General features: G+C 59.5%; 21 protein-coding genes. 17 read left to right on the top strand and 4 right to left on the bottom strand.

Annotation, left to right across the window (positions count from 1 at the left end):
• Positions 1-89 precede the first annotated feature (89 nt).
• The 4 genes from hprK to ilvA form a co-directional block, all read right to left on the bottom strand.
• Positions 90-1025, bottom strand: coding sequence for an HPr(Ser) kinase/phosphatase (gene hprK, locus ACQ4V8_RS05710; RefSeq protein ID WP_034753337.1), 936 nt, complete (start codon positions 1023-1025; stop codon positions 90-92).
• A 36-nt stretch (positions 1026-1061) separates the two neighbouring features.
• Positions 1062-1544 (bottom strand): PTS sugar transporter subunit IIA, encoded by a 483-nt coding sequence (locus tag ACQ4V8_RS05715; RefSeq protein WP_010394591.1) that lies wholly within the window; start codon positions 1542-1544, stop codon positions 1062-1064.
• A 333-nt stretch (positions 1545-1877) separates the two neighbouring features.
• Positions 1878-2720 (bottom strand): NADPH-dependent 7-cyano-7-deazaguanine reductase QueF, encoded by an 843-nt coding sequence (gene queF, locus ACQ4V8_RS05720; RefSeq protein ID WP_010394593.1) that lies wholly within the window; start codon positions 2718-2720, stop codon positions 1878-1880.
• Positions 2721-2829: 109 nt separating this feature from the next.
• Positions 2830-4368, bottom strand: coding sequence for a threonine ammonia-lyase, biosynthetic (ilvA, locus tag ACQ4V8_RS05725; protein ID WP_196856276.1), 1539 nt, complete (start codon positions 4366-4368; stop codon positions 2830-2832).
• 202 nt (positions 4369-4570) lie between these two features.
• Between ilvA and ACQ4V8_RS05730 the strand changes: the two genes are divergently transcribed.
• The 17 genes from ACQ4V8_RS05730 to ACQ4V8_RS05810 all read left to right on the top strand — a co-directional run bounded on the left by ACQ4V8_RS05730 (position 4571) and on the right by ACQ4V8_RS05810 (position 21590).
• Positions 4571-5062, top strand: coding sequence for a YqaA family protein (locus ACQ4V8_RS05730; protein WP_010394600.1), 492 nt, complete (start codon positions 4571-4573; stop codon positions 5060-5062).
• A 281-nt stretch (positions 5063-5343) separates the two neighbouring features.
• Entirely contained in the window at positions 5344-9384 is a 4041-nt protein-coding gene (locus ACQ4V8_RS05735; protein ID WP_010394602.1) for a DUF3683 domain-containing protein, read from the top strand.
• Complete coding sequence (locus tag ACQ4V8_RS05740; protein WP_010394604.1) at positions 9384-9833, top strand: HIT family protein; 450 nt, start codon at positions 9384-9386, stop codon at positions 9831-9833. The genes ACQ4V8_RS05735 and ACQ4V8_RS05740 overlap by 1 nt, the downstream gene beginning before the upstream one ends.
• Positions 9834-9842: 9 nt before the next feature.
• Positions 9843-10292 (top strand): gamma-butyrobetaine hydroxylase family protein, encoded by a 450-nt coding sequence (locus tag ACQ4V8_RS05745; RefSeq protein WP_010394606.1) that lies wholly within the window; start codon positions 9843-9845, stop codon positions 10290-10292.
• A 254-nt stretch (positions 10293-10546) separates the two neighbouring features.
• Entirely contained in the window at positions 10547-11281 is a 735-nt protein-coding gene (gene ubiE / locus ACQ4V8_RS05750) for a bifunctional demethylmenaquinone methyltransferase/2-methoxy-6-polyprenyl-1,4-benzoquinol methylase UbiE (protein WP_010394608.1), read from the top strand.
• A gap of 43 nt (positions 11282-11324) precedes the next feature.
• Positions 11325-12287: a Tim44 domain-containing protein gene (locus tag ACQ4V8_RS05755; RefSeq protein ID WP_436571052.1), complete on the top strand. Its 963-nt coding sequence runs from the start codon at positions 11325-11327 to the stop codon at positions 12285-12287.
• Positions 12288-12467: 180 nt separating this feature from the next.
• The gene (locus ACQ4V8_RS05760; protein WP_436571053.1) at positions 12468-13112 is read left to right on the top strand and encodes a ubiquinone biosynthesis accessory factor UbiJ; all 645 of its coding nucleotides are present in this window, start codon (positions 12468-12470) and stop codon (positions 13110-13112) included.
• Positions 13109-14680: a ubiquinone biosynthesis regulatory protein kinase UbiB gene (gene ubiB / locus ACQ4V8_RS05765; protein ID WP_010394616.1), complete on the top strand. Its 1572-nt coding sequence runs from the start codon at positions 13109-13111 to the stop codon at positions 14678-14680. Before ACQ4V8_RS05760 ends, ubiB begins: the two co-directional genes overlap by 4 nt.
• A 19-nt stretch (positions 14681-14699) precedes the next feature.
• Positions 14700-15302, top strand: coding sequence for a methyltransferase (locus tag ACQ4V8_RS05770; RefSeq protein WP_010394618.1), 603 nt, complete (start codon positions 14700-14702; stop codon positions 15300-15302).
• A 90-nt stretch (positions 15303-15392) separates the two neighbouring features.
• Positions 15393-15701, top strand: coding sequence for an FmdB family zinc ribbon protein (locus ACQ4V8_RS05775; protein WP_010394620.1), 309 nt, complete (start codon positions 15393-15395; stop codon positions 15699-15701).
• Positions 15702-15741: 40 nt separating this feature from the next.
• Positions 15742-16383, top strand: coding sequence for a DUF502 domain-containing protein (locus ACQ4V8_RS05780; RefSeq protein WP_436571054.1), 642 nt, complete (start codon positions 15742-15744; stop codon positions 16381-16383).
• Positions 16384-16446: 63 nt separating this feature from the next.
• Positions 16447-18249: an aspartate--tRNA ligase gene (gene aspS, locus ACQ4V8_RS05785; RefSeq protein WP_010394624.1), complete on the top strand. Its 1803-nt coding sequence runs from the start codon at positions 16447-16449 to the stop codon at positions 18247-18249.
• Positions 18250-18334: 85 nt separating this feature from the next.
• Positions 18335-18799 carry a dihydroneopterin triphosphate diphosphatase gene (gene nudB / locus ACQ4V8_RS05790; RefSeq protein ID WP_070345871.1) on the top strand — a complete coding sequence of 155 codons (465 nt, stop codon included), beginning with the start codon at positions 18335-18337 and terminating at the stop codon, positions 18797-18799.
• 19 nt (positions 18800-18818) lie between these two features.
• The gene (locus tag ACQ4V8_RS05795; protein WP_070345870.1) at positions 18819-19112 is read left to right on the top strand and encodes a hypothetical protein; all 294 of its coding nucleotides are present in this window, start codon (positions 18819-18821) and stop codon (positions 19110-19112) included.
• Positions 19113-19209: 97 nt separating this feature from the next.
• A complete protein-coding gene (locus tag ACQ4V8_RS05800; protein ID WP_029496130.1) occupies positions 19210-20031 on the top strand; it encodes an endonuclease/exonuclease/phosphatase family protein in 822 nt (273 codons plus the stop codon).
• Positions 20032-20040: 9 nt separating this feature from the next.
• Positions 20041-21204, top strand: a complete 1164-nt coding sequence (gene clsB, locus ACQ4V8_RS05805) for a cardiolipin synthase ClsB (protein ID WP_196856269.1) — start codon at positions 20041-20043, stop codon at positions 21202-21204.
• The gene (locus ACQ4V8_RS05810; protein WP_010394638.1) at positions 21201-21590 is read left to right on the top strand and encodes an RNA-binding S4 domain-containing protein; all 390 of its coding nucleotides are present in this window, start codon (positions 21201-21203) and stop codon (positions 21588-21590) included. Before clsB ends, ACQ4V8_RS05810 begins: the two co-directional genes overlap by 4 nt.
• Positions 21591-21744: the final 154 nt, after the last annotated feature.

Consider the following 21744-nt stretch of genomic DNA (forward strand, 5'->3'; position numbering starts at 1 on the left):
GGTCCTCGCTTGCAAGCGAGGGCTCCTGCCGACACCCGCTAACAATGTCGTCGGATTACGCGGGGCTTTGCCCCGCTAATCCGACCTTGTTAATCGCCGCTCATTGCCAATCTCTGCCGCTCCATGAACTCTTGCAAGGTATCGATGCCGCGCAGCTGCAGAATCGTGTTGCGCACGGCCGCTTCCAGTAGCACGGCGATGTTGCGGCCGGCGGCGACGGGGATGACAACCTTGCGCACGGGCAAGCCGAGCACGTCTTCCGTGGGGAACAGGAAAGGCAGGCGCTCGACTTCTTCTTCCAGCGCGTTGCGGCGCACCAGATGTACGATCAGTTTCAAGCGCATCTTGCGGCGCACGGCTGTTTCGCCAAAGATGGCCTTGATATCGAGCAAGCCCAGGCCGCGTACTTCCAGCAGATTTTGCAGCAGCGGTGGGCAGCGACCTTCGATCATGTTCGGCGCGATGCGCGAAAATTCCACGGCGTCATCGGCCACCAGACCGTGGCTGCGCGAAATCAGTTCCAGGCCCAGCTCGCTCTTGCCCAGGCCCGAGTCGCCCGTGATCAGCACGCCCACGCCCAGCACGTCCATGAACACGCCATGCATGATGATGCGCTGCGCCAGCTTTTTCGACAGGTAGACGCGCAGGAAGTCGATCACTTGCGCGGCCGGCAGCGGGGTCGAGAACAGGGGGATGTTTTGCTCGTCGCAGATGGCGAGGATATCGGGTGGCGTTTCCAGGCCTTGCGCAATGATCAGCGCCGGTGGACCGCCAGCGATCAGTTCGCCAATGACGTGGGTGCGCGTGTTGACCTTCAGGCGCTGATAGTAATTGATTTCCTGATGACCAAAGACCTGGATGCGGCCCGGATGGATCAGGTTCAAGTGGCCCACCTGGTCGGCAGCCGAGGAGACATCGCCCGAGATCAGGCGTTCGCCGCCGGGAAAGCCGGCGAACCAGCCCAGTTGCAGACTTTCACGATTATCGTCGTACAGGCGTTGTATCGTCAGTGGCGTTTGCAACATGGCAGTCTTCTTCAGGAGTGGAGGAATACCTGAAGTTTAACCCGCCGCTTGCAGGCTGGGTTGCCAATTGACGATGCGCGCATGCACCGATTTCGGATCTGGATCCGTGGCCAGTGCCGTGCGGAAGGCATCGTCGGAAAACATTTCAGCAATTTCTGACAAAATTTCCAGATGCTGCTGGGTAACATGATCGGGAATCAGCAGAAAAAACAGCAGATTGACGGGCTTACCATCGGGCGACTCGAACGGAATCGGTTCGGCCAGGCGCACGAAAGCACCGAGTGGCGCTTTCAGGGTTTTACTACCCTTGACCCTGCCATGCGGCACGGCCACGCCATGGCCCAGGCCTGTTGAGCCCAGCCGTTCGCGGGCAAACAGATTGTCCGAAACAGTAGAGCGGGCGATGCCGTAATTGTTTTCGAAGATCAGCCCGGCTTGCTCGAAAGCGCGCTTTTTACTGGAGACTTCCAGGTCCAGCAGGACGTTTTCGAGAGATAGTATTTTGCTAAGATTAGTCATGACACTCAATGAAATGGTGCAATGCGCAGAGGGCTTGCGAGCCGAATTATAGGCCTGTTTTCACGGCCTGTAACGCCAATTCTCATCAGTATAGGCCCGTTGCGGGCGCAGTGTATGCGACAGCCCATGCCGCCATCATTTTGGTAAAAAAATAACACCATGGTGTATCGGCTATTTCTGGATTAAAAACACGCGGCGGACAGGTTTTTCCGCCGCCGAATGCCGATTTTCCAATTTTTCAGCGTCTTTGGCATGCACTGTGGCACGACTGCTACGTTGTTTTAAAACACAGCCAACATTCCTGTTAGCATGATTTTGTGCTGTGGCGCGGTGTTACTGTCGCGCATTGCGCAGATTGCCCGGCATGGTGCCCGTGCTGTAGTTGCTGCGCCAGGGATTGATATCGAGTCCGCCGCGGCGCGTATAGCGCGCATAGACGGAGAGTTTTTGCGGCTTGCACTGGCGCAATATATCGACAAAAATGCGCTCCACGCATTGCTCGTGAAATTCATTGTGTTCGCGAAAACCAATCAGATAGCGCAGCAGGCTTTCCTGGTCGATCTGCGGCCCTGCATACTCGATCTGTACGCTGCCCCAGTCTGGTTGGCCGGTCACCAGGCAATTCGATTTCAACAGGTGCGAGACCAGTTTTTCTTCCACCGGTGCTGCATCCAGCGCGGCCTTCAAGAGTTGCGGCGAAGGCGAGTATTGCGTGATTTCCAGGTCCAGGCGGTCGAGCAGAACGCCATCGAATTCGCCCATTTTGAGCTTGCCGAAATCTTCCTGCAACGTCAGCTCCACCTGCACAGGCGCGCCAAAACCGTTCGATAAATCTTGCTTGAGCAAGCTCAGCAGGGCTTCCGGGCTGTCCAGCTTGGTCTGGTTATAAGAGTTCAGGTAAAGCTTGAACGATTTCGATTCGATGATGTTCGGCGAATCGGCCGGCGCGCTGACCTTGGCAATGGCCACCTGCGGCTTGCCGCGCTGGTTCAGCCACGACAGTTCGTAGGCATTCCAGATATCGAGACCAAAGAAGGGCAGTGTGCCGTGTAGTGCCAGCTCGTCGCGCTTGCCCTGGCGCGCAATGGGAAACAGCAATTCCGGCGCGTAATGGCTGCGGTAGGCGGAGCTTTTGCCCAGAGGCGAGAGTGCGGCGAGGTCGTTGGTGGTGGTCATGGTCGTGTGGCGTGAATTCAGTCAAGGACGCATGGTAGCCTATTTCAACCCAACGGCGACGACTGGGGTCGTACCCTGCAGGGTACGACCCCAGTATTTGCAGTTGGGCTTATTGCCCGAGGAACAGCTTATACACAGGATTGCTGCTTTCATCCCAATAACGATAGCCGAGGGTATCGAGGAAGCGGGCGAATTGTCCCATCTCATCGGGTGGCACTTGCAAGCCCACGAGGATGCGGCCGACGTCGCCGCCCTGGCTGCGGTAATGACACAGAGAAATATTCCAGTTCGGCGCCATGCTGTCGAGGAAGCGCATCAGCGCGCCCGGGCGTTCGGGAAATTCAAAGCGGTACAGCAGCTCATCTTGCGCCAGGCGGCTCTTGCCGCCCACCAGATGGCGGATGTGCGACTTGGCCAGTTCGTCGTGCGTCAAGTCCAGCGTCTTGAATTCATGCTCTTCGAATTTCTTCGCCATCGCCCCGGATTCATACCGGTCGGCGATCTGGATGCCGACGAACACGTGCGCGGCTTTTTCGTCACTGATACGGTAGTTAAACTCCGTCACGTTGCGCGCGCCGATGAGCGAGCAGAAGCGTTTGAAGCTGCCCCGCTGTTCGCGCATGGTGACGGCAAACACGGCTTCGCGGAACTCGCCCAGCTCGGCACGTTCCGCGACGAAGCGCAGGCGGTCGAAATTCATGTTGGCGCCGCAGGCAATAGTCACCAGCGTCTGGTTGACGATGGGGTGCTTGCTCAGGCTGGCCCGCTCCACGTAGGCCTTGGCGCCCGCGATGGCCAGTGCGCCGGCCGGTTCCAGGATGGAGCGCGTATCCGTAAACACATCCTTGATGGCGGCGCAGATGGCGTCCGTGTCGACGATGATGATTTCATCGACATATTGCTGCGCCAGGCGGAAGGTTTCCTCGCCTACCAGGCGCACGGCCGTGCCGTCTGAAAACAGTCCCACGTCGGGCAGGGTGACGCGTTCGCCTGCTTTCAGCGAGCGCGCCATGGCATCCGAATCGAGCGTTTGCACGCCGATGATCTTGATGTCGGGGCGAATCTGTTTCACGTAGGCAGCCACGCCGGCGATCAGGCCGCCGCCGCCGATGGCCACGAAGATGGCATGGATGGGGCCGGAATGCTGGCGCAGGATTTCCATGCCTATCGTGCCCTGGCCCGCGATCACGTCCGGATCGTCGAACGGGTGTACAAAGGTCAGCTTCTGTTCCTTTTCCAGGGTCAGCGCATGGTTGTAGGCATCCGTATAGGATTCGCCGTGCAGCACGATTTCCACATGCACGCCGCCGCGTGCCTTGACGGCGTCGATCTTGACGGGTGGCGTGGTGGTTGGCATGACGATGACGGCGCGGCAACCCATGCGCGCGGCCGACAGGGCCACGCCCTGGGCATGGTTGCCTGCCGAGGCGCAAATGACGCCGCGCTTGCGTTCCGCATCGCTGAGCTGGGCCATCTTGTTGTAGGCGCCGCGAATCTTGAAGCTGAACACGCTTTGCATGTCTTCGCGTTTGAAGTAAATCTGGTTGTTCAGACGCTGCGACAGCGCAGGGGCCAGTTCCAGCGGCGTTTCGGTAGCGACGTCATAGACGCGGGCGGTCAGGATTTTCTTGAGGTAGTCGATGTTCATAGTCTGCTAGCAAGTGATTCTGGGCCAGAAAGGGTCTGGAGCGTGTCGGTCGATAGCGGTGGCGCGGCGGCGGATAGCCTGGCGACAAATAATGCTTGATGAGACTAGGGGCCGGTGAGCCCTGGCTGCCTGGCACCGATTGTGCGGCGCGCAAGCTACGCTTCATTATAATGGAGAGCCTTACTGCATCGCGAAGTGTTCCATGATCGAATCCGCAATCGCCTGGCTGCTGCAGCTGATCGCAGCGCCGGAAGTCGGGCTGACATCGGTCTTTCTGATCAGCTTTATTTCCGCCACCTTGCTGCCGCTCGGCTCGGAGCCAGCCGTCTTTGCCGTCATCAAGGCCAATCCTGCGCTGTTTTGGGCCGCCATCGGCGTCGCCACCCTGGGCAATACTCTGGGCGGCATCGTCGACTACTGGATCGGCTACCGGGCCAAGCAGGCATTCGCCAAGGAGCGCGACACGCGCTGGTTCCGCTGGCTGGCCCGCTATGGCGCCAAGACCATGCTGCTGGCCTGGCTGCCCATCGTGGGCGACCCCCTGTGCACGCTGGCGGGCTGGCTCAAGCTGCCGTTCTGGCCCAGCGTGGCCTATATGGCCATCGGCAAGTGCGCGCGCTATCTGAGCATGACGGCTTTGCTGTTATACGTGCCTGATGGCGTATGGCAGCGCATCGGGCAAATGCTGGGATGATGGCGATGGCGATGGCGATGGCGATGGTGGTGGTTGCAACGCTTGTTTGCCCTATATTTGGGCAGCGTGATAGTTTGTGGCCGAGTCTGATTCTTGGCATTTTCACGTAAAAAAATCATGAAAACTGGTTTTTTATTCATGTAAAAGTAAACTTTTCCATATTTGCTATGGCGCCCGATGCTGTGCTTAAACCTTAGGCGGTCTAAGGCTGTTCCCGCGTGCTGCGGCGCAATAAGATAAAATGGTCCTTTAGGGTCCAGTCCAAACCGTCACCACACTCCATGAACGCTCCCGCACACATCCAAGCTTTACTGGCAGAAACGCCCAATGGTTCCGCAGCAAGCCGCCTGCGCGAAATCCCGTACAACTACACGTCGTTTTCCGATCGCGAGATCGTCATACGCCTGTTGGGGGAGGATTCCTGGCGCTTGCTCGACGAGTTGCGCGGCGCCCGCCAGACCGGCCGTTCGGCCCGCATGCTGTACGAGGTGCTGGGCGATATATGGGTCGTGCGCCGCAATCCTTACCTACAGGATGACTTGCTCGACAACCCGAAGCGCCGTCAGGGCTTGATCGATGCCTTGCATCACCGCCTGGCCGAAGTCGACAAGCGCCGCCTGTCCATCGACGCTGCCGGTGGCGACGTCGCCGCCGGCGGCGAAACGCCGGCAATGGCCAAGGCGCGCAGCGCCAATGTGGAATTGCTGTTGAAGGCGGCCAGCAAGGCCGTGGCTGACTTTGGCGACGAATTTCGCACCACCTATGACTTGCGCAAACGCACGGTCAAGGTACTTGGCCGCTACACGGAAAAACACAATGTGCGCTTCGACGGCATGACGCGCGTGTCGCACGTGACGGATGCCACCGACTGGCGCGTGGAATACCCCTTCGTCGTGCTGACGCCCGACACGGAAGAGGAAATGGCCGGTCTGGTCAAGGGCTGCATCGAGCTGGGGCTGACCATCATCCCGCGCGGCGGCGGCACCGGCTACACGGGCGGCGCGATTCCCCTGACGCCAATGTCGGCCGTCATCAACACGGAAAAGCTGATCACCCTGGGCGCCGTGGAAATGACGGTCTTGCCGGGCCTGACGCATGCCTACGCGACCATCAATTCGGGCGCGGGCGTGATCACGAACAAGGTCTCGGAAGCGGCGGAAAAAGCCGGTTTCGTGTTTGCCGTCGATCCGACCTCGGCGCATGCTTCTTGCATCGGCGGCAACGTCGCCATGAATGCGGGCGGCAAGAAAGCCGTGCTGTGGGGCACGGCGCTGGACAACCTGGCTTCGTGGCGCATGGTCGACCCGAACGGCGACTGGCTCGAGGTCACGCGTCTCGAGCATAACTTGGGCAAGATCCACGATATCGCCCTCGCACGCTTTCAGCTGGAATGGCGTCATCCGAGCACGCGCGACGCGGCCAAGCCAAACGCGCCGTTCAAGACGGAAATCCTGGAAATTCCTGGCCGCAAGTTCCGTAAAGAGGGCCTGGGCAAGGACGTGACGGACAAATTCCTCTCTGGCTTGCCGGGCATCCAGAAAGAAGGCTGCGATGGCCTGATCACGTCGGCGCGCTGGATTTTGCATAAAATGCCGAAATTCGCCCGTACCGTCTGCCTGGAATTCTTCGGCCAGGCGCGCGACGCGATCCCGTCGATCGTGGAAATCAAGGATTACCTCGATGGCTTGCCGGCCAAGGGCGAGCAATACACGAGCATTCGCCTGGCGGGCCTGGAACACCTGGACGAGCGCTATCTGCGCGCCGTCGGCTACGCCACCAAGTCGAAGCGGGGCGTGCTGCCGAAGATGGCCCTGTTTGGCGACATCGTCGGCGATGATGAAAATGCTGTCGCACAAGCGGCGTCGGAAGTGGTGCGCATCGCCAACACCCGCGTGGGCGAAGGCTTTGTCGCTGTCAGTCCGGAAGCGCGCAAAAAATTCTGGTTAGATCGCGCCCGCACAGCGGCGATTGCCAAACACACCAACGCGTTCAAGATTAATGAAGACGTCGTGATTCCGCTCAATCGCATGGGCGAATACACGGATGGCATCGAACGCATCAATATCGAACTGTCGATCAAGAACAAGTTGCAACTGGCCGATGCCCTGAGCGAGTTCTTTGCCAAGGGTAATTTGCCAGTTGGCAAGAGCGACGATGCGTCCGATGAGCGGATCGACGATGCTGAAATGCTGGGCGACCGCGCTGAGCAGGCACGGCAGTTGCTGGCCCAAGTGACCAGCCGCTGGACCTATCTGCTGGCCCAGCTGGATCGTCCGCTGGTGGACGTGAAGGGCGAGCTGGCCGAACTGGGCCTGGAGCGCTTGCTGCCCGTGTTCGAGGCGCGCCTGGAAACGCAGCCGGGCGCCAGCCTGTTTGACGTGGTGCAGGACCGCACCGTGCGCATTACCTGGAAGCAAGAAATTCGTGCCCAGTTGCGCCAGATCTTCAACGGCGCCGCCTTCAAGCTGATCCTTGACGAGGTGACTGCGATTCATGCGCGCATCTTGCGTTCGCGCGTGTTTGTCGCGCTGCACATGCATGCGGGTGACGGCAACGTGCACACGAATTTACCCGTCAACTCGGATAATTACGAAATGCTGCAAGATGCCCACGAAGCCGTCGGCCGCATCATGATTTTGGCCCGCTCGCTCAATGGCGTCATTTCCGGCGAACACGGTATCGGTATCACCAAGCTGGAATTTTTGACGGAAGAAGAAATCGGTGAATTCCGCAGCTACAAGCAGCGCATCGATCCGGAGGGCCGTTTTAACAAAGGCAAATTGCTGAACTTGCCAGGCATGGGCGCCGATTTGCGCAATGCTTACACGCCATCGTTCGGCCTGATGGGCCACGAGTCGCTGATCATGCAGCAAAGCGATATCGGCGCCATTGCCGATAGCGTCAAGGATTGCTTGCGCTGTGGCAAGTGCAAACCCGTGTGCGCGACTCACGTGCCGCGCGCCAACTTGCTGTATTCGCCGCGCGATAAAATTCTGGCGACCTCATCGCTGATCGAAGCCTTCCTGTACGAAGAGCAGACACGGCGCGGTATTTCCATCAAGCATTGGGAAGAGTTTGAAGACGTGGCCGATCACTGTACGGTCTGCCATAAATGCGTGACGCCTTGCCCCGTGAACATCGACTTCGGTGAGGTGTCGATGAACATGCGCAACTTGCTGCGCAAGATGGACAAGAAGAGCTTCAATCCGGGCACCAAGGCGACGATGCTGTTCCTCAACGCCACCGATCCCGTGACTATCAATGCCACGCGCAAGGTCATGATTGGCTGGGGTTACAAGGCACAGCGCCTGGGCCACGATTTGTTGAAGAAATTTGCCAAGAAGCAAACCAAGGCGCCGCCGCCATCGACGGGCAAGCCGGCCGTCAAGGCACAGGTGATCCACTTCATTAACAAAAAGATGCCGGGCAACCTGCCGAAGAAGACGGCGCGCGCGCTGCTCGACATCGAGGACGATAAAGTCATTCCTATCATCCGCAATCCGAAGACCACCACGGCCGATACCGAAGCCGTGTTTTACTTCCCCGGTTGCGGTTCGGAGCGATTGTTTTCGCAAGTGGGCCTGGCGACGCAGGCGATGCTGTGGGAAGTGGGCGTGCAGACGGTCTTGCCACCTGGCTACCTGTGCTGCGGTTATCCGCAGCGCGGTGCTGGTGAGTTCGACAAGGCCGAGAAGATGATGACGGACAACCGCGTCTTGTTCCACCGCATGGCCAATACGCTCAATTACCTCGATATCAAGACGGTACTCGTCTCGTGCGGCACTTGCTATGACCAGCTGGCGACGTATCAATTTGAAAAGATTTTCCCTGGCTGCCGCATCATGGATATCCATGAGTATTTGCTGGAGAAAAACGTCAAGCTCGAAGGCGTCAACGGCACGCGCTATATGTATCACGAGCCTTGCCACAATCCGATGAAGTTGCAGGAATCGGGCAAGACCATCAATTCCCTGATCAGCACGGTAGACAACGTGAAGATCGAGAAGAATGAGCGTTGCTGCGGCGAATCGGGTTCCCTTGCCGTCACGCGTCCCGATATTTCCACGCAAGTGCGTTTCCGCAAGGAAGAAGAGATGCTCAAGGGTGCCGACAAGCTGCGCGGCGATGGTTTCACCGGTGATGTGAAAATCCTCACCAGCTGCCCGTCGTGCCTGCAAGGCCTGTCGCGCTACAATGATGATTCGGGCACGACGGCCGACTACATCGTCGTCGAGCTCGCCAAGCACTTGCTGGGAGAGAACTGGATGCCCGATTACGTCAAACGCGCCAACGACGGCGGCATCGAACGGGTGCTCGTGTGATGTCCATCAGTTGCGATCTGTGTAACTTGCTGGACGGCTACGCCAACGGGCAGGGTTTGGAGACCTTGCTGTGGCGTAGCGAATGCTTGTCCGTGGTGGCCGTCGATGAGCCTGCATATCCGGGCTTTTGCCGCGTGATCTGGCACCAACACGTGAAGGAAATGACGGATTTGACGCCAGGCGAGCGCCATGATGTCATGCAAGCCGTGTGGCAAGTCGAGCTGGCCGTGCGTGAAGTGATGCAGCCGGAAAAGGTCAATGTGGCCAGTTTCGGCAACATGACGCCGCATGTACACTGGCACGTGATTCCCCGTTATCGCGACGATGCGCATTTCCCTCATCCCAGCTGGGCGGTGATCCAGCGCGAGACGGCGCCCGAGGTGCTGGCCGCGCGCCGCGCCCGGTTGCCGGCACTGTACGCCGCCATCATTCAACGTTTATCCGCATAAAGTATTGTCATGACTGAAAAAACAGCAACACCCCAACCGACGGGCTTGACCGTGCACAACCAGTCGCGCGTGCTCGACGTAGCTTTTGACGACGGCAGCACATTCACGCTGCCGTTCGAATACCTGCGCGTGTATTCGCCATCGGCCGAAGTGCAGGGCCATGGCAAGGGCCAGGAAACCTTGCAGTTAGGAAAGCGCCTGGTGGGCATCACGGGCCTGGAACCGGTCGGCAACTACGCCGTGCAGCCAACCTTCAGCGATGGCCACAATTCCGGCCTGTACACCTGGGCCTATTTGTACAAGCTGGGCGCGGAAAAGGCTACCTTGTGGCAAGCTTACCTGGACCAGTTGACGGCAGCCGGCTACCCGGGCGACAGCGGCCGCGATGCCAAGGCCGACATGACGATCAAGCAGTCTTCCGGCCACGTCCACGGTCCGAGCTGCGGCCACAAGCATTAAGTAGAAATCATGCGCTAGTGTGGTCGGATTGCCACCGCGGCTTTCCTTGCAGGCAGGCGCGGAGCGTCTGAGCCTGACCTGATCCTGCTGCGCCTGCTGTGTGGCTGCTGTCATCGTGCGCTGGCGCTGGCCGCGTATACGCGGGCGGCAATGCTGGCGTTGAATGCAGTCGAAAGGCAATACCTTCTCCGGCGTCAGGGGAAAATGCGCCTGCCGCTTGTATAATGCACGCAAGTTCAAACAGACTGGCTACCATGACCAATACGACCCATTTCGGATACAAAACAGTTGCAGAAGACGACAAAGTGCGCGAAGTCGCCAAGGTGTTCCATTCCGTCGCTGCCAAATACGACGTGATGAACGACTTGATGTCGGGCGGTCTGCACCGTCTGTGGAAGACGTTTACCATTGCCAACGCGGGCGTGCGCCCCGGCTTCAAGGTGCTCGATATTGCCGGCGGCACAGGTGACCTGTCGAAGGCGTTTGCCAGGCAGGCCGGCCCCACGGGCGAAGTCTGGTTGACCGATATCAATGAATCGATGTTGCGCGTGGGCCGCGACCGCCTCTTGAATCGCGGCTTGCTCACCCCCACCTTGTTGTGTGATGCGGAAAAACTGCCTTTCCCCGATAACTATTTTGACCGTGTCAGCGTGGCCTTCGGGCTGCGCAACATGACGCACAAGGATGTGGCGCTGGCTGAAATGCGCCGCGTGCTGAAACCGGGCGGCAAGCTGCTGGTGCTGGAGTTTTCCAAGGTGGCCGCGCCGCTGCAAAAACCGTATGACCTGTATTCGTTCTCGGTCTTGCCATGGTTTGGACAGAAAATCGCCGGCGATGCGGAAAGCTATCGCTACCTGGCAGAGTCGATCCGCATGCACCCGGACCAGGAAACGCTGAAGACCATGATGGAAACGGCGGGCCTGGAGCGCGTGCAGTACTACAATTTGACGGCAGGCATTGCCGCTTTGCATACCGGCATCAAGATGTAATGCAAGAGCTAACTTCGTGTTGCCGGTGAATTTAGGAGATGGAATGAAATTGAAGAAATTTATGGTTGGCATGATGCTGGCCGCGACCACGCTATCCATGCTGGGTGAAGCGCTGGCTCGTCCGATGGGTGGTGGCCGTTCGATAGGTCGTCAGTCGCAAAACGTGGGCCGCCAGGCTCCGGCCCCGACCCCGGCTGCCGCGCCACGCCAGGCGCAAGCTGCACCAGCGCCGGCACCGGCAGCGGCACCCGCCGCCAAGCCACCGAGCCGTTGGAAAGGCTTGCTGGGCGGTGCCTTGTTGGGCCTGGGGCTGGGTGCGCTGCTGTCGCACTTCGGCCTGGGCGGCGCCATGGCCAGCATGCTCGGCACGCTGCTGATGGTGGCCTTGCTGGCTGGGGCAGCCTTCTTCATCTACCGCATGGTGCGCGGCAAGCGTGACGGCAATGCCAGCGGCAATACGCCGTTCGCGGGCTTTGGCGGCAACCAGCCGGCACCGGCCGGCAACGTGCCCGATATCGGTTCGGCCATTGCGCCGCTGCCGCCGCTGCAGCCCGTTTCGTCCGGCGTCGGCCTGGATAAGCCGGCGCCGGTCCCGGTCCCGGTCTCGGCGCCGCTTGCTGCGCCATGGGGCGTGCCAAGCGACTTCGACAAGGACGCCTTCCTGCGCCACGCGAAAAGTAATTTCATTCGCCTGCAAGCGGCCTGGGATAAGGCGGACGTCAACGATATCCGTGAATTCACGTCGCCGGAAGTGTATGCGGAATTACGCATGCAAATCCAGGAACGGGGTGCGCAGGCAGACTTTACCGATGTCGTTACCATCGATGCCGAGCTGATGGGGATCGAGACGAGTGCCAACGATTACTTGGCCAGCGTGAAATTTACGGGCCAGATCCGTTCGGCGCCGGGCGCCGCAGCCGAGCCGTTCGCGGAAGTATGGAATATGTCGAAACCCGTCAGCGGCAATAGCGGTTGGGTATTGGCTGGCATACAGCAATTGAACTAATGGTCAAAACTTGCTCAATCGTGGTTTAAGTTCCTGTGCATGCATGATGCATAGCAGCTATTGCCTGATGAACTGGTAAGATCGAAACCGCCCACGTTGTTTTCCGGGCGGTTTTTTCTTTTTAGGGGGGCGCGCGCAGCGCGCAGTATATAGATGGCACCGATGGCACCGATGGCACAGATGACACTACTTTCCGATCTCTCCCTGATGACGCCCGTCATCGCGACCATCAATCATTTGCTGGCGCAGGAACCGTGGGCGCGCCAGCAGTTGGCGCTGCACGCCGGTAAGGTGGCTTGCATCGATACGGGCGCCGTGGCCCTGCGCATGCGCGTCGACAGCGCCGGCATGCTGGAAGCGGCGCCCACGACGGCCGAGATACAGGCCAATGTCACCATCGGCGTCAAATTGTCCGATGTGCCCTTGATACTGCAAAACCGCGAACGGGCATTTTCGTATGTGAAGATCGAAGGCGATGCCGAGTTTGCCAATGCGATCTCGCAATTGAGCAAGGGCTTGCGCTGGGATGCCGAGCACGACCTGGAAAAGGTGATAGGGCCCATGCTGGCCACGCGGCTTGTTTCCGGTGTGAAAGATGTTGCCGCTTTTGTGCGCACGGGCCAGCAAAAGCTGGCGGAAAACGTGGCCGAATATTTTCTCGACGAACAGCCGATGCTGATCCGTCCTTCTACCTTGCAAGAGTATTCGGCTGGCGTGACGCGCATGCGCGATGACGTCGAACGCCTGGCCAAGCGCCTTGCCCGTCTGGAAAAGGCGGCCGCCGCCCTCCAGCCGCAGTCTTCCTCACCGGATTTGCCTACATGATATTGAAATTCCTGCGCCTGATTAAAATTATCCGTGTTTCCATCAAGTACGGCCTCGATGAGATAGCGATTTCTGGTCTGAAAGTGCCACGCACCGCCAAATTGATCGACACCCTGATTTTCTGGCGCGACCTGTCGTCGCCACGCGGTGTGCGCCTGCGTTTGGCGCTGGAAGAGCTGGGTCCCATTTTTGTTAAATTCGGCCAGGTGCTGTCGACCCGGCGCGACCTGATGCCGCCCGACATCGCCGAAGAACTGGCGCGGCTGCAAGACCGCGTGCCACCGTTCGATTCCGACCTGGCCATCGCGCAAATCGTCAAGTCTTTGGGCGCGCACCCGGAGCAGTTGTTTGCCAGCTTCGAGCGCGAGCCGGTGGCGTCCGCCTCCATTGCCCAGGTACACTTCGCCACCTTGAAAGACGGGCGCGAAGTGGCCGTGAAAGTCTTGCGTCCAGGCATGAAAAAGCTGATCGACGAAGACGTGGCCCTGATGCATATCGCCGCCGATTGGACCAGCCGCCTGTGGGCCGACAGCAAGCGCCTCAAGCCGCGCGAAGTGGTGGGCGAGTTCGACAAATACCTGCACGACGAGCTGGACCTGATGCGCGAGGCGGCCAATGCCAGTCAGTTGCGCCGCAACTTTGCCAATTCGAACTTGCTGCTGGTGCCGGAAATGCACTGGGATTATTGCTCCAGCAGCGTTATCGTGATGGAGCGCATGGTAGGCATTCCCGTGTCGCAGATCGACCGCCTGGTGGAGGCCGGTGTGGATTTGCGCAAGCTTTCCAGCGATGGCGTGGAGATTTTCTTCACGCAAGTGTTCCGCGACGGCTTTTTCCATGCAGATATGCACCCGGGTAATATTCTCGTGTCAATCGCGCCCGAATCGTTTGGCCGCTACATCGCCCTCGACTTCGGTATCGTGGGAACCTTGAATGACTACGACAAGGATTATCTGTCGCAAAACTTCCTCGCCTTCTTCCGCCGCGACTATAAGCGGGTGGCAGAGGCGCACATCGAATCGGGCTGGGCGCCGAAAGACACGCGCGTCGATGAACTGGAAGCGGCCGTACGCGCCTGCTGCGAACCGATCTTCGATCGCCCGCTGAAAGATATTTCTTTTGGTCAAGTCTTGCTGCGCCTGTTCCAGACTTCGCGCCGCTTTAACGTGGAAGTGCAGCCGCAACTGGTGCTGTTGCAAAAAACCCTGCTCAATATCGAAGGCTTGGGGCGCCAGCTGGACCCGGAACTGGACCTGTGGCAAACCGCCAAGCCGTATCTGGAAAAATGGATGAGCAACCAGGTGGGGCCGCAAGGCTTCATGGAGCGTCTGCGCGCCGAGGCGCCCCGTTATGCGCACATCTTCCCGCAACTGCCGCGTTTGCTGCACCAGGCCTTGACGGTGCATGGCGTGCCGCGCGAAAACGACGTGGAATTGATGAAAACCTTGCTGGCGGAGCAACGCCAGACGAATCGATTGCTGAGCTTTATCGTCTACTTCGTGGGCGCTTTTGCCCTTGGCGCGCTGGGCTTGCAAGTGTTCATGCGCTGGCATCAACTACCGTTTTAACGCACTGAGGACGTAGGCAATGGCTGACTTTCAAACCCGCGACCCGCTGTCGCCCGCCTTTTGGGACGAGCGTTTCGAGAAGCAATTCATGCCCTGGGACCGCGGTGGCGCGCCGTCGCGTTTGCGCAGCCTCGTTGCCGCTAGCCCGGCGCCGCTGCGCTGCCTGATTCCCGGCTGTGGTTGCGCCCATGAACTGGTTTGCATGCTCGATCACGGCTGGGATGCCACGGCCATCGACTTTTCACCGGCCGCCGTGGCCGCCGCGCGCGGCCAGTTAGGCGAGCGGGCAGGGCACGTGGTCGAGGCCGATTTCTTCACTTGGCAAGCTGTTGCGCCGCTGGACCTCATCTATGAGCGGGCCTTTCTGTGTGCGATGCCGCGTGCCATGTGGCCGCAGGTGGCGGCCCGCTGGGCGCAGTTGCTGGCACCAGGCGCCATGCTGGTCGGTTACTTTTTCTTTGACGATAATGCCAAGGGGCCGCCGTTTGGCATGTCGCGTGAGCGATTGCAGGCCTTGCTGGCACCGCATTTCGACTGCCTGGCCGATGAGGCCGTGGACGATTCCATCGCCGTCTTTGCCGGCAAGGAGCGCTGGATGAGCTGGCGTCGCCGGGCGCACTGAGTTGGCAGGCTGAGCGAGCTGGCATTTTCCGCTGGGAATGGCGGAAAAGCTTTATAATTCAGGGTTTTTGATGATTTTCTCGGAGTAGAGATGCCGATTTACGCTTACCGTTGTGACGAGTGTGGTTTTGCCAAGGATGTCTTGCAAAAGATCTCCGATCCTGTATTGACGGTGTGCCTGTCGTGCGGCAAGCCCAGTTTCAAGAAACAATTGACGGCCGCCGGTTTCCAATTGAAGGGCACTGGCTGGTACGCGACCGATTTCCGCGGCGGCGCGGCGCCCACCACGGCGATACCGACGGGCCCGGCCGATAGCACCAAGCCCGCTCCAGCGGCCGAGAGCGCTCCCGCCACTGCGCCTGCGACCCCTGCGGCTGCGGCTGCGGCGAAAGCGGACTGAAAGGCGCAGCGCGCCGATACGATCCATTACCGAGAAATTGATGCGTAAATATTTTATTACCGGCTTACTGATTTTGGTGCCCCTGGCCATTACTGCTTGGGTCTTGAATCTGGTCATCAGCACGATGGATCAGTCGCTGTTGCTGGTGCCCGGCAGTACACAGCCCAGCGTCTGGTTCGGCCACAAAGTTCCGGCCCTGAGCTCCATTCCCGGCCTGGGGACGGTATTGACGGTACTCATCGTTTTCTTCACCGGTTTGCTGACGAATAACCTGGTCGGCAATTACGTGGTGAAAATATGGGAAAAATTGCTGCAACGCATACCCATCGTCAATTCCCTGTATTCCAGCGTCAAGCAAGTGTCCGATACCTTGTTTTCCCCGTCGGGCAATGCCTTCCGCAAGGCCGTGCTGGTGCCGTATCCGCACCACAATTCCTGGACCATCGCTTTCCTGACCGGCGTGCCGGGCGGCGATGCGGCGAACCATCTGGTGGGCGACTATGTCAGCGTGTATGTGCCAACTACGCCCAACCCGACGTCAGGATTTTTCCTGATGATGAAGCGCAGCGACGTGGTTGAACTCGACATGAGCGTCGATGCGGCGCTCAAATATATCGTCTCGATGGGCGTGGTAGCGCCTGCGGAAGTTGTTGCTATAGCGGCCCCGGCAGCCAAAGAATAAAGGCAGGCGTCCCATGAGGGACGTGGCCGGATTGAACACTCACTAACCTGAACTGAGAATTTTATGTCTATGCGTACTGAATACTGCGGCCTCGTCACCGAAGCCATGCTGGGACAAACCGTCAGCCTGTGCGGCTGGGTACATCGCCGCCGCGACCACGGCAGCCTGATTTTCATCGACTTGCGCGACCGTGAGGGCCTGGTGCAAATCGTCTGCAACCCGGAACAAGCGGAGATGTTCAAGGTCGCCGAAGCCGTGCGTAACGAATTCTGCCTGCGCGTGACGGGTGTCGTGACCAGCCGCATCGACGGCACTATCAACAACAACCTGAAATCGGGCAAGATCGAGGTGGTTTGCGCGGAACTGGAAGTGCTGAACGCTTCCGTGCCCGTGCCGTTCCAGCTCGACGACGACAACCTGTCGGAAACGACGCGTCTGACGCACCGCGTGCTGGACCTGCGCCGCCCGCAAATGCAGAACAATCTGCGCCTGCGCTACAAGGTGACGATGGAAGTGCGCAAGTACCTCGACGCGCTGGGCTTCATCGACATCGAAACGCCGATGCTGACAAAGTCCACGCCAGAAGGCGCGCGCGATTATCTGGTGCCGTCGCGCGTCAACGCCGGTAGCTTCTTCGCCTTGCCGCAATCGCCACAGTTGTTCAAGCAACTGTTGATGGTCGCTAACTTTGACCGTTACTACCAGATCACCAAGTGCTTCCGCGACGAAGACTTGCGCGCTGACCGCCAGCCTGAATTCACGCAGATCGATTGCGAAACCTCGTTCCTGACGGAACAGGAGATCCGCGACCTGTTCGAAGACATGATACGCGTCGTTTTCAAGAACACCCTGAACATCGACTTGCCGAACCCGTTCCCGGTGATGGACTTCGCCGAAGCGATGGGCCTGTACGGTTCCGACAAGCCCGACATGCGCGTCAAGCTGGCCTTTACGGACTTGACCGAAGTCATGAAGACGGTCGAATTCAAGGTCTTCAACGGCGCCGCCAACATGAAGGGCGGCCGCGTGGTGGCCCTGCGCGTACCGCAAGGCGGCAGCATGCCGCGTTCGGAAATCGACGCTTACACGCAATTTGTCGCCATCTACGGCGCCAAGGGTCTGGCTTACATCAAGGTCAACGAGAAAGCCAAGGGACCTGAAGGCTTGCAGTCGCCTATCGTCAAGTTCCTGCCTGCCGACGTGCTGGCCACGATTCTCGAGCAGACGGGCGCGCAAGACGGCGACCTGATCTTCTTCGGCGCGGACAAGGCCAAAGTTGTCAACGACGCCATCGGCGCGCTGCGCGTGAAAATCGGTCACAGCGAGTTCGGCAAGAAAGCCGGCCTGTTCGAGGACGTGTGGAAGCCATTGTGGGTGGTCGACTTCCCGATGTTCGAACACGACGAAGAAGCGGACCGCTGGACGGCGACCCACCATCCGTTCACGGCGCCGAAAGACGGCCATGAAGACATGCTGGAAACCAATCCCGGCGCCTGCATCGCCAAAGCGTACGATATGGTCTTGAACGGCTGGGAACTGGGTGGCGGTTCGATCCGTATCCATCGCGAAGAAGTGCAGAGCAAGGTCTTCCGTGCATTGAAAATCGATGCCGAAGAAGCGCAGCTGAAGTTCGGCTTCCTGCTTGACGCCCTGCAATACGGCGCGCCACCGCATGGCGGCCTGGCGTTTGGCCTGGATCGTATCGTGACCATGATGACGGGTTCCGATTCCATCCGCGACGTCATCGCCTTCCCGAAAACCCAGCGCGCCCAGTGTCTGCTGACACAAGCGCCGTCGGAAGTGGACGAGAAGCAATTGCGCGAGCTGCACATCCGTTTGCGCGGCGCCGAGCCAAAAGTAGCATAATGCATCAGGCGGCCGCTGCGGCGGTCCCTGTTTAATAATGCTGGGCAACAAGAGGCGCTGACGAGGCGCCTTTTTCATTCTTGATATGACTGATAAAATTCCTGTTTCCGTGCTGGTCGTCATTCATACGGCTAATCTGGACGTCTTGCTGATCGAGCGCGCCGGACAACCGGGTTTCTGGCAATCGGTAACCGGTTCCATCGACGCCGTCGATGAGCCGCTGCAGCTGACGGCAGCGCGCGAATTGGGCGAGGAAACCGGCATCATTGCCGATGGCCAGCACATCGTGCTGCGCGACTGGAACTTGTCGAATGTGTACGAGATTTTTCCCATCTGGCGCCACCGCTATGCACCCGGCGTGACGCACAACACCGAGCATGTCTTTAGTGTGCAGGTGCCGCGCGACATCGCCATCACGCTCAGTGCGCGCGAACACTTGCAATACGCGTGGCTGCCCTACCTGGCGGCGGCCGAGCGCTGCTTCTCGTCGTCCAACGCGGAAGCGATTTTGCAATTACCGGCCATAACGGGCCTGGCGCGCCCCACCTGATTTCCCTAGAAAGCATGGCATGTTGAACTGGTTTAATCTCTCGCTGCAACAAAAACTGGCCGGCACATTCTGCCTGGCGCTGTGCCTGGTCGTGATTCTGGCGGCCAGTCTGTACACGCCGCCCGAGCGCACGCCGCCGGTCGGCTTGCCGCTGATGGCGATCGGCTGGCTGCTACATCCGGGCGCCTTTGCCAAGGGCAAGCGCACCGTGGCCTGGCGCGGCGCACCGTTGCTGGTCAAGGTAGTGTGGGCCGCCGGGATCGCGGCGGCCGGCGTCAGCGTCGCCAGCGGCCTGGCGCGCATGTTTGCCTGAGCCTGGCGGCGCCGATGGCGAGCCAATCCAGGAATTAGGTGCGCACGCGCACCTGAGTCGTTGCCGCACGGGGCCCGTCTGGGAGTAGAATCAGGGCATGAAAATCCGCGTAGCAACTTATAATATTCACAAGGGTGTCTCCTCCGTGCGGGGTTTGCCCAGAGTACATGCATTGAAGCAGGCGATCGCTCTCTTCGATGCGGATGTCGCCTTTTTGCAAGAAGTGCAGGGCAAGCATGATCGCAATGCGGCCCGCTTTGGCGCCGAGAAAAACGGCCATGCGCATTGGCCGCAAGCGTCGCAACATGAATTTTTTGCTGGCGCCGAGCATCATAGCGCCTATGGCATGAACGCCGTGTACGACCATGGCCACCATGGCAACGCCTTGCTGAGCAAGTTTCCCATCGGCTCGCACATCAACCACGATGTGTCCGACCATGCTTACGAGCAGCGCGGCATCCTGCATTGCGTGCTCAACACGCCGCATGCCGACGTGCACTGTTATGTCGTGCACCTGGGCCTGTTCGAATCGGGACGGGGAAGGCAGACGCAGGCGCTGATTGAGGCCGTCATGGCATCGGCGCCCGATGGCGAACCGGTCATCATCGCCGGTGATTTCAACGACTGGCGCAATACGCTCAGCGACAAGCTGCGCAATGCGCTGGGGGTAGTGGAAGTGTTCGACCAGCGCGCGTCGAACTCGGCCCTGGGCGACCTGGTGCGCACCCTGGCGCGGCGCCAGACGAAAACTCCGGTGCCCGTGCCGGCGCGCACCTTTCCCGCCGCCTTGCCGTGGTTCCGCCTGGATCGCATCTATGTGCGCGGTTTCCATGTGGAAGGCGCGCAAGTGATGCATGGCACCTTGTGGGCCAAACTATCGGACCACGCGCCGATAGTTGCAACTTTGAAACTCGCGTAGACTATTCGCATGCGCACCGTCAATTTCATCGCCCACAACGACATCCGGTTGCTGTATTGCGGCACCGATTACTTTCCCGCATTGATCGCCGCCATCGACGGCGCGCGCTCGGAAGTGTATTTCGAGACGTATATCTTCGCCGATGACGGCACCGGCACCCTGGTACTCGATGCGCTCAAGCGGGCCGCCGCGCGCGGCGTGCTGGTGTGCATGATCACGGACTGGTTCGGCACGGGCAATCGCCGCGTGAATGCCATGCATGCACAGCTGCAAGCGGCCGGCGTGCACCACCGCATCTTCAACCCCTGGTTCCGGCGCGGCATCACGCGCACGCACCGCAAGATTTGCGTGGCCGATGGCGAGATCGCCCTGGTAGGCGGCATCAATATCAATGACGACATGTTTTGCGACTACGACCACAGCATCAGCCTGCAAGCGCCGCGCTGGGACTTTGCCGTGCAGGTGCAAGGCCCGTTGGTGGCCGCCATCCATGAAGAGGTGCAGGCGCAGTGGGCGCGACTGGGCAAGATGAACCTGGTACGGCGTATCAAGCTGTATCGCAAGATGCGCGTGGTCAGCAATGAACTGGCGAACAACCCTGTGGTGGCCGGCTTTGTCGTGCGCGATAACTTGCGCAACCGTCGCACCATCCAGCGCGCCTACCTGCAGGCGCTGGGCCAGGCGCGCAAAAGCGTGATGCTGGCCAATCCATATTTCGCACCCGGACACAAGCTGCGCCACGCCCTGGCCCAGGCCGCCCAGCGCGGCGTGGACGTGGTCCTGTTGATCGGCGTGGGCGAGTTCCGCATGCAAGATGCCGTGGCGCACTCGTTTTATCCGAAACTGCTCGCTGCCGGGGTGAAAATCGTCGAATATCGCAAGACGCAGCTGCATGCCAAGGTGGCCGTGGTCGACGATGACTGGGCCACGGTCGGTTCCAGCAATATTGACGCGCTGAGCCTATTTCTGAACCAGGAAGCGAACGTGGTCATCAAGGACGTCGCTTTCGCGCAAAGCCTACGCCGGCATATCGAGCAGGGCGTGGCCGACGGCATCGTCATTCATCAGGACGATTTCAAGCACATCGGCCGTTTCCGGCGTATCGGTTACGAAGCCGCATTCCTCGCCTACCGGCTGGTGATGCGCATTTTTTCAGTGGGCAAGTACGCATGAACGAGATGACAACGGTAAGACTGGACAAATGGCTGTGGGCGGCGCGTTTCTTCAAGACGCGCTCGCTGGCCAGCGAGGCCGTCGACACGGGCAAGGTGAAAGCCGGCGGCGAACGCGTGAAGCCGGCGCGCAGCCTGCGCGTGGGCGACGAGCTGGCCATCGACAACGGCTACGATACGTGGGAAGTTGCCGTGCTGGGCTTGTCCGACAAGCGCGGCGCGGCAAGCGTGGCGCGCCTGCTGTATGGAGAAACACCGGCCAGCATCGCCCGCCGCGAGCAGCTGGCCGAGGAGCGCAAGCTGTTCCGCGAGCCAGGCACCACGATCAAAGGGCGACCGACCAAACGCGACCGCCGTCAACTGAGCAAGGCAGGCGACCTTTCCTGAGGCCTGTCTGTTGTTGTAAAGCAAGGGCGCGCGCCGCTTTTGCTCTTCTGCAATCGCTACAAACACTTAGCTAAAAAATGCTGCGGCGCACCAATAGAATATCAGCTCTAAAGTTCCCGTTTGACTTTTACGTGGTAGTGGATAATAGTACGAG

The organism is Janthinobacterium paucivorans, from assembly GCF_051380805.1.
GTDB classification, from domain to species: Bacteria; Pseudomonadota; Gammaproteobacteria; order Burkholderiales; family Burkholderiaceae_D; genus Janthinobacterium; species Janthinobacterium lividum_D.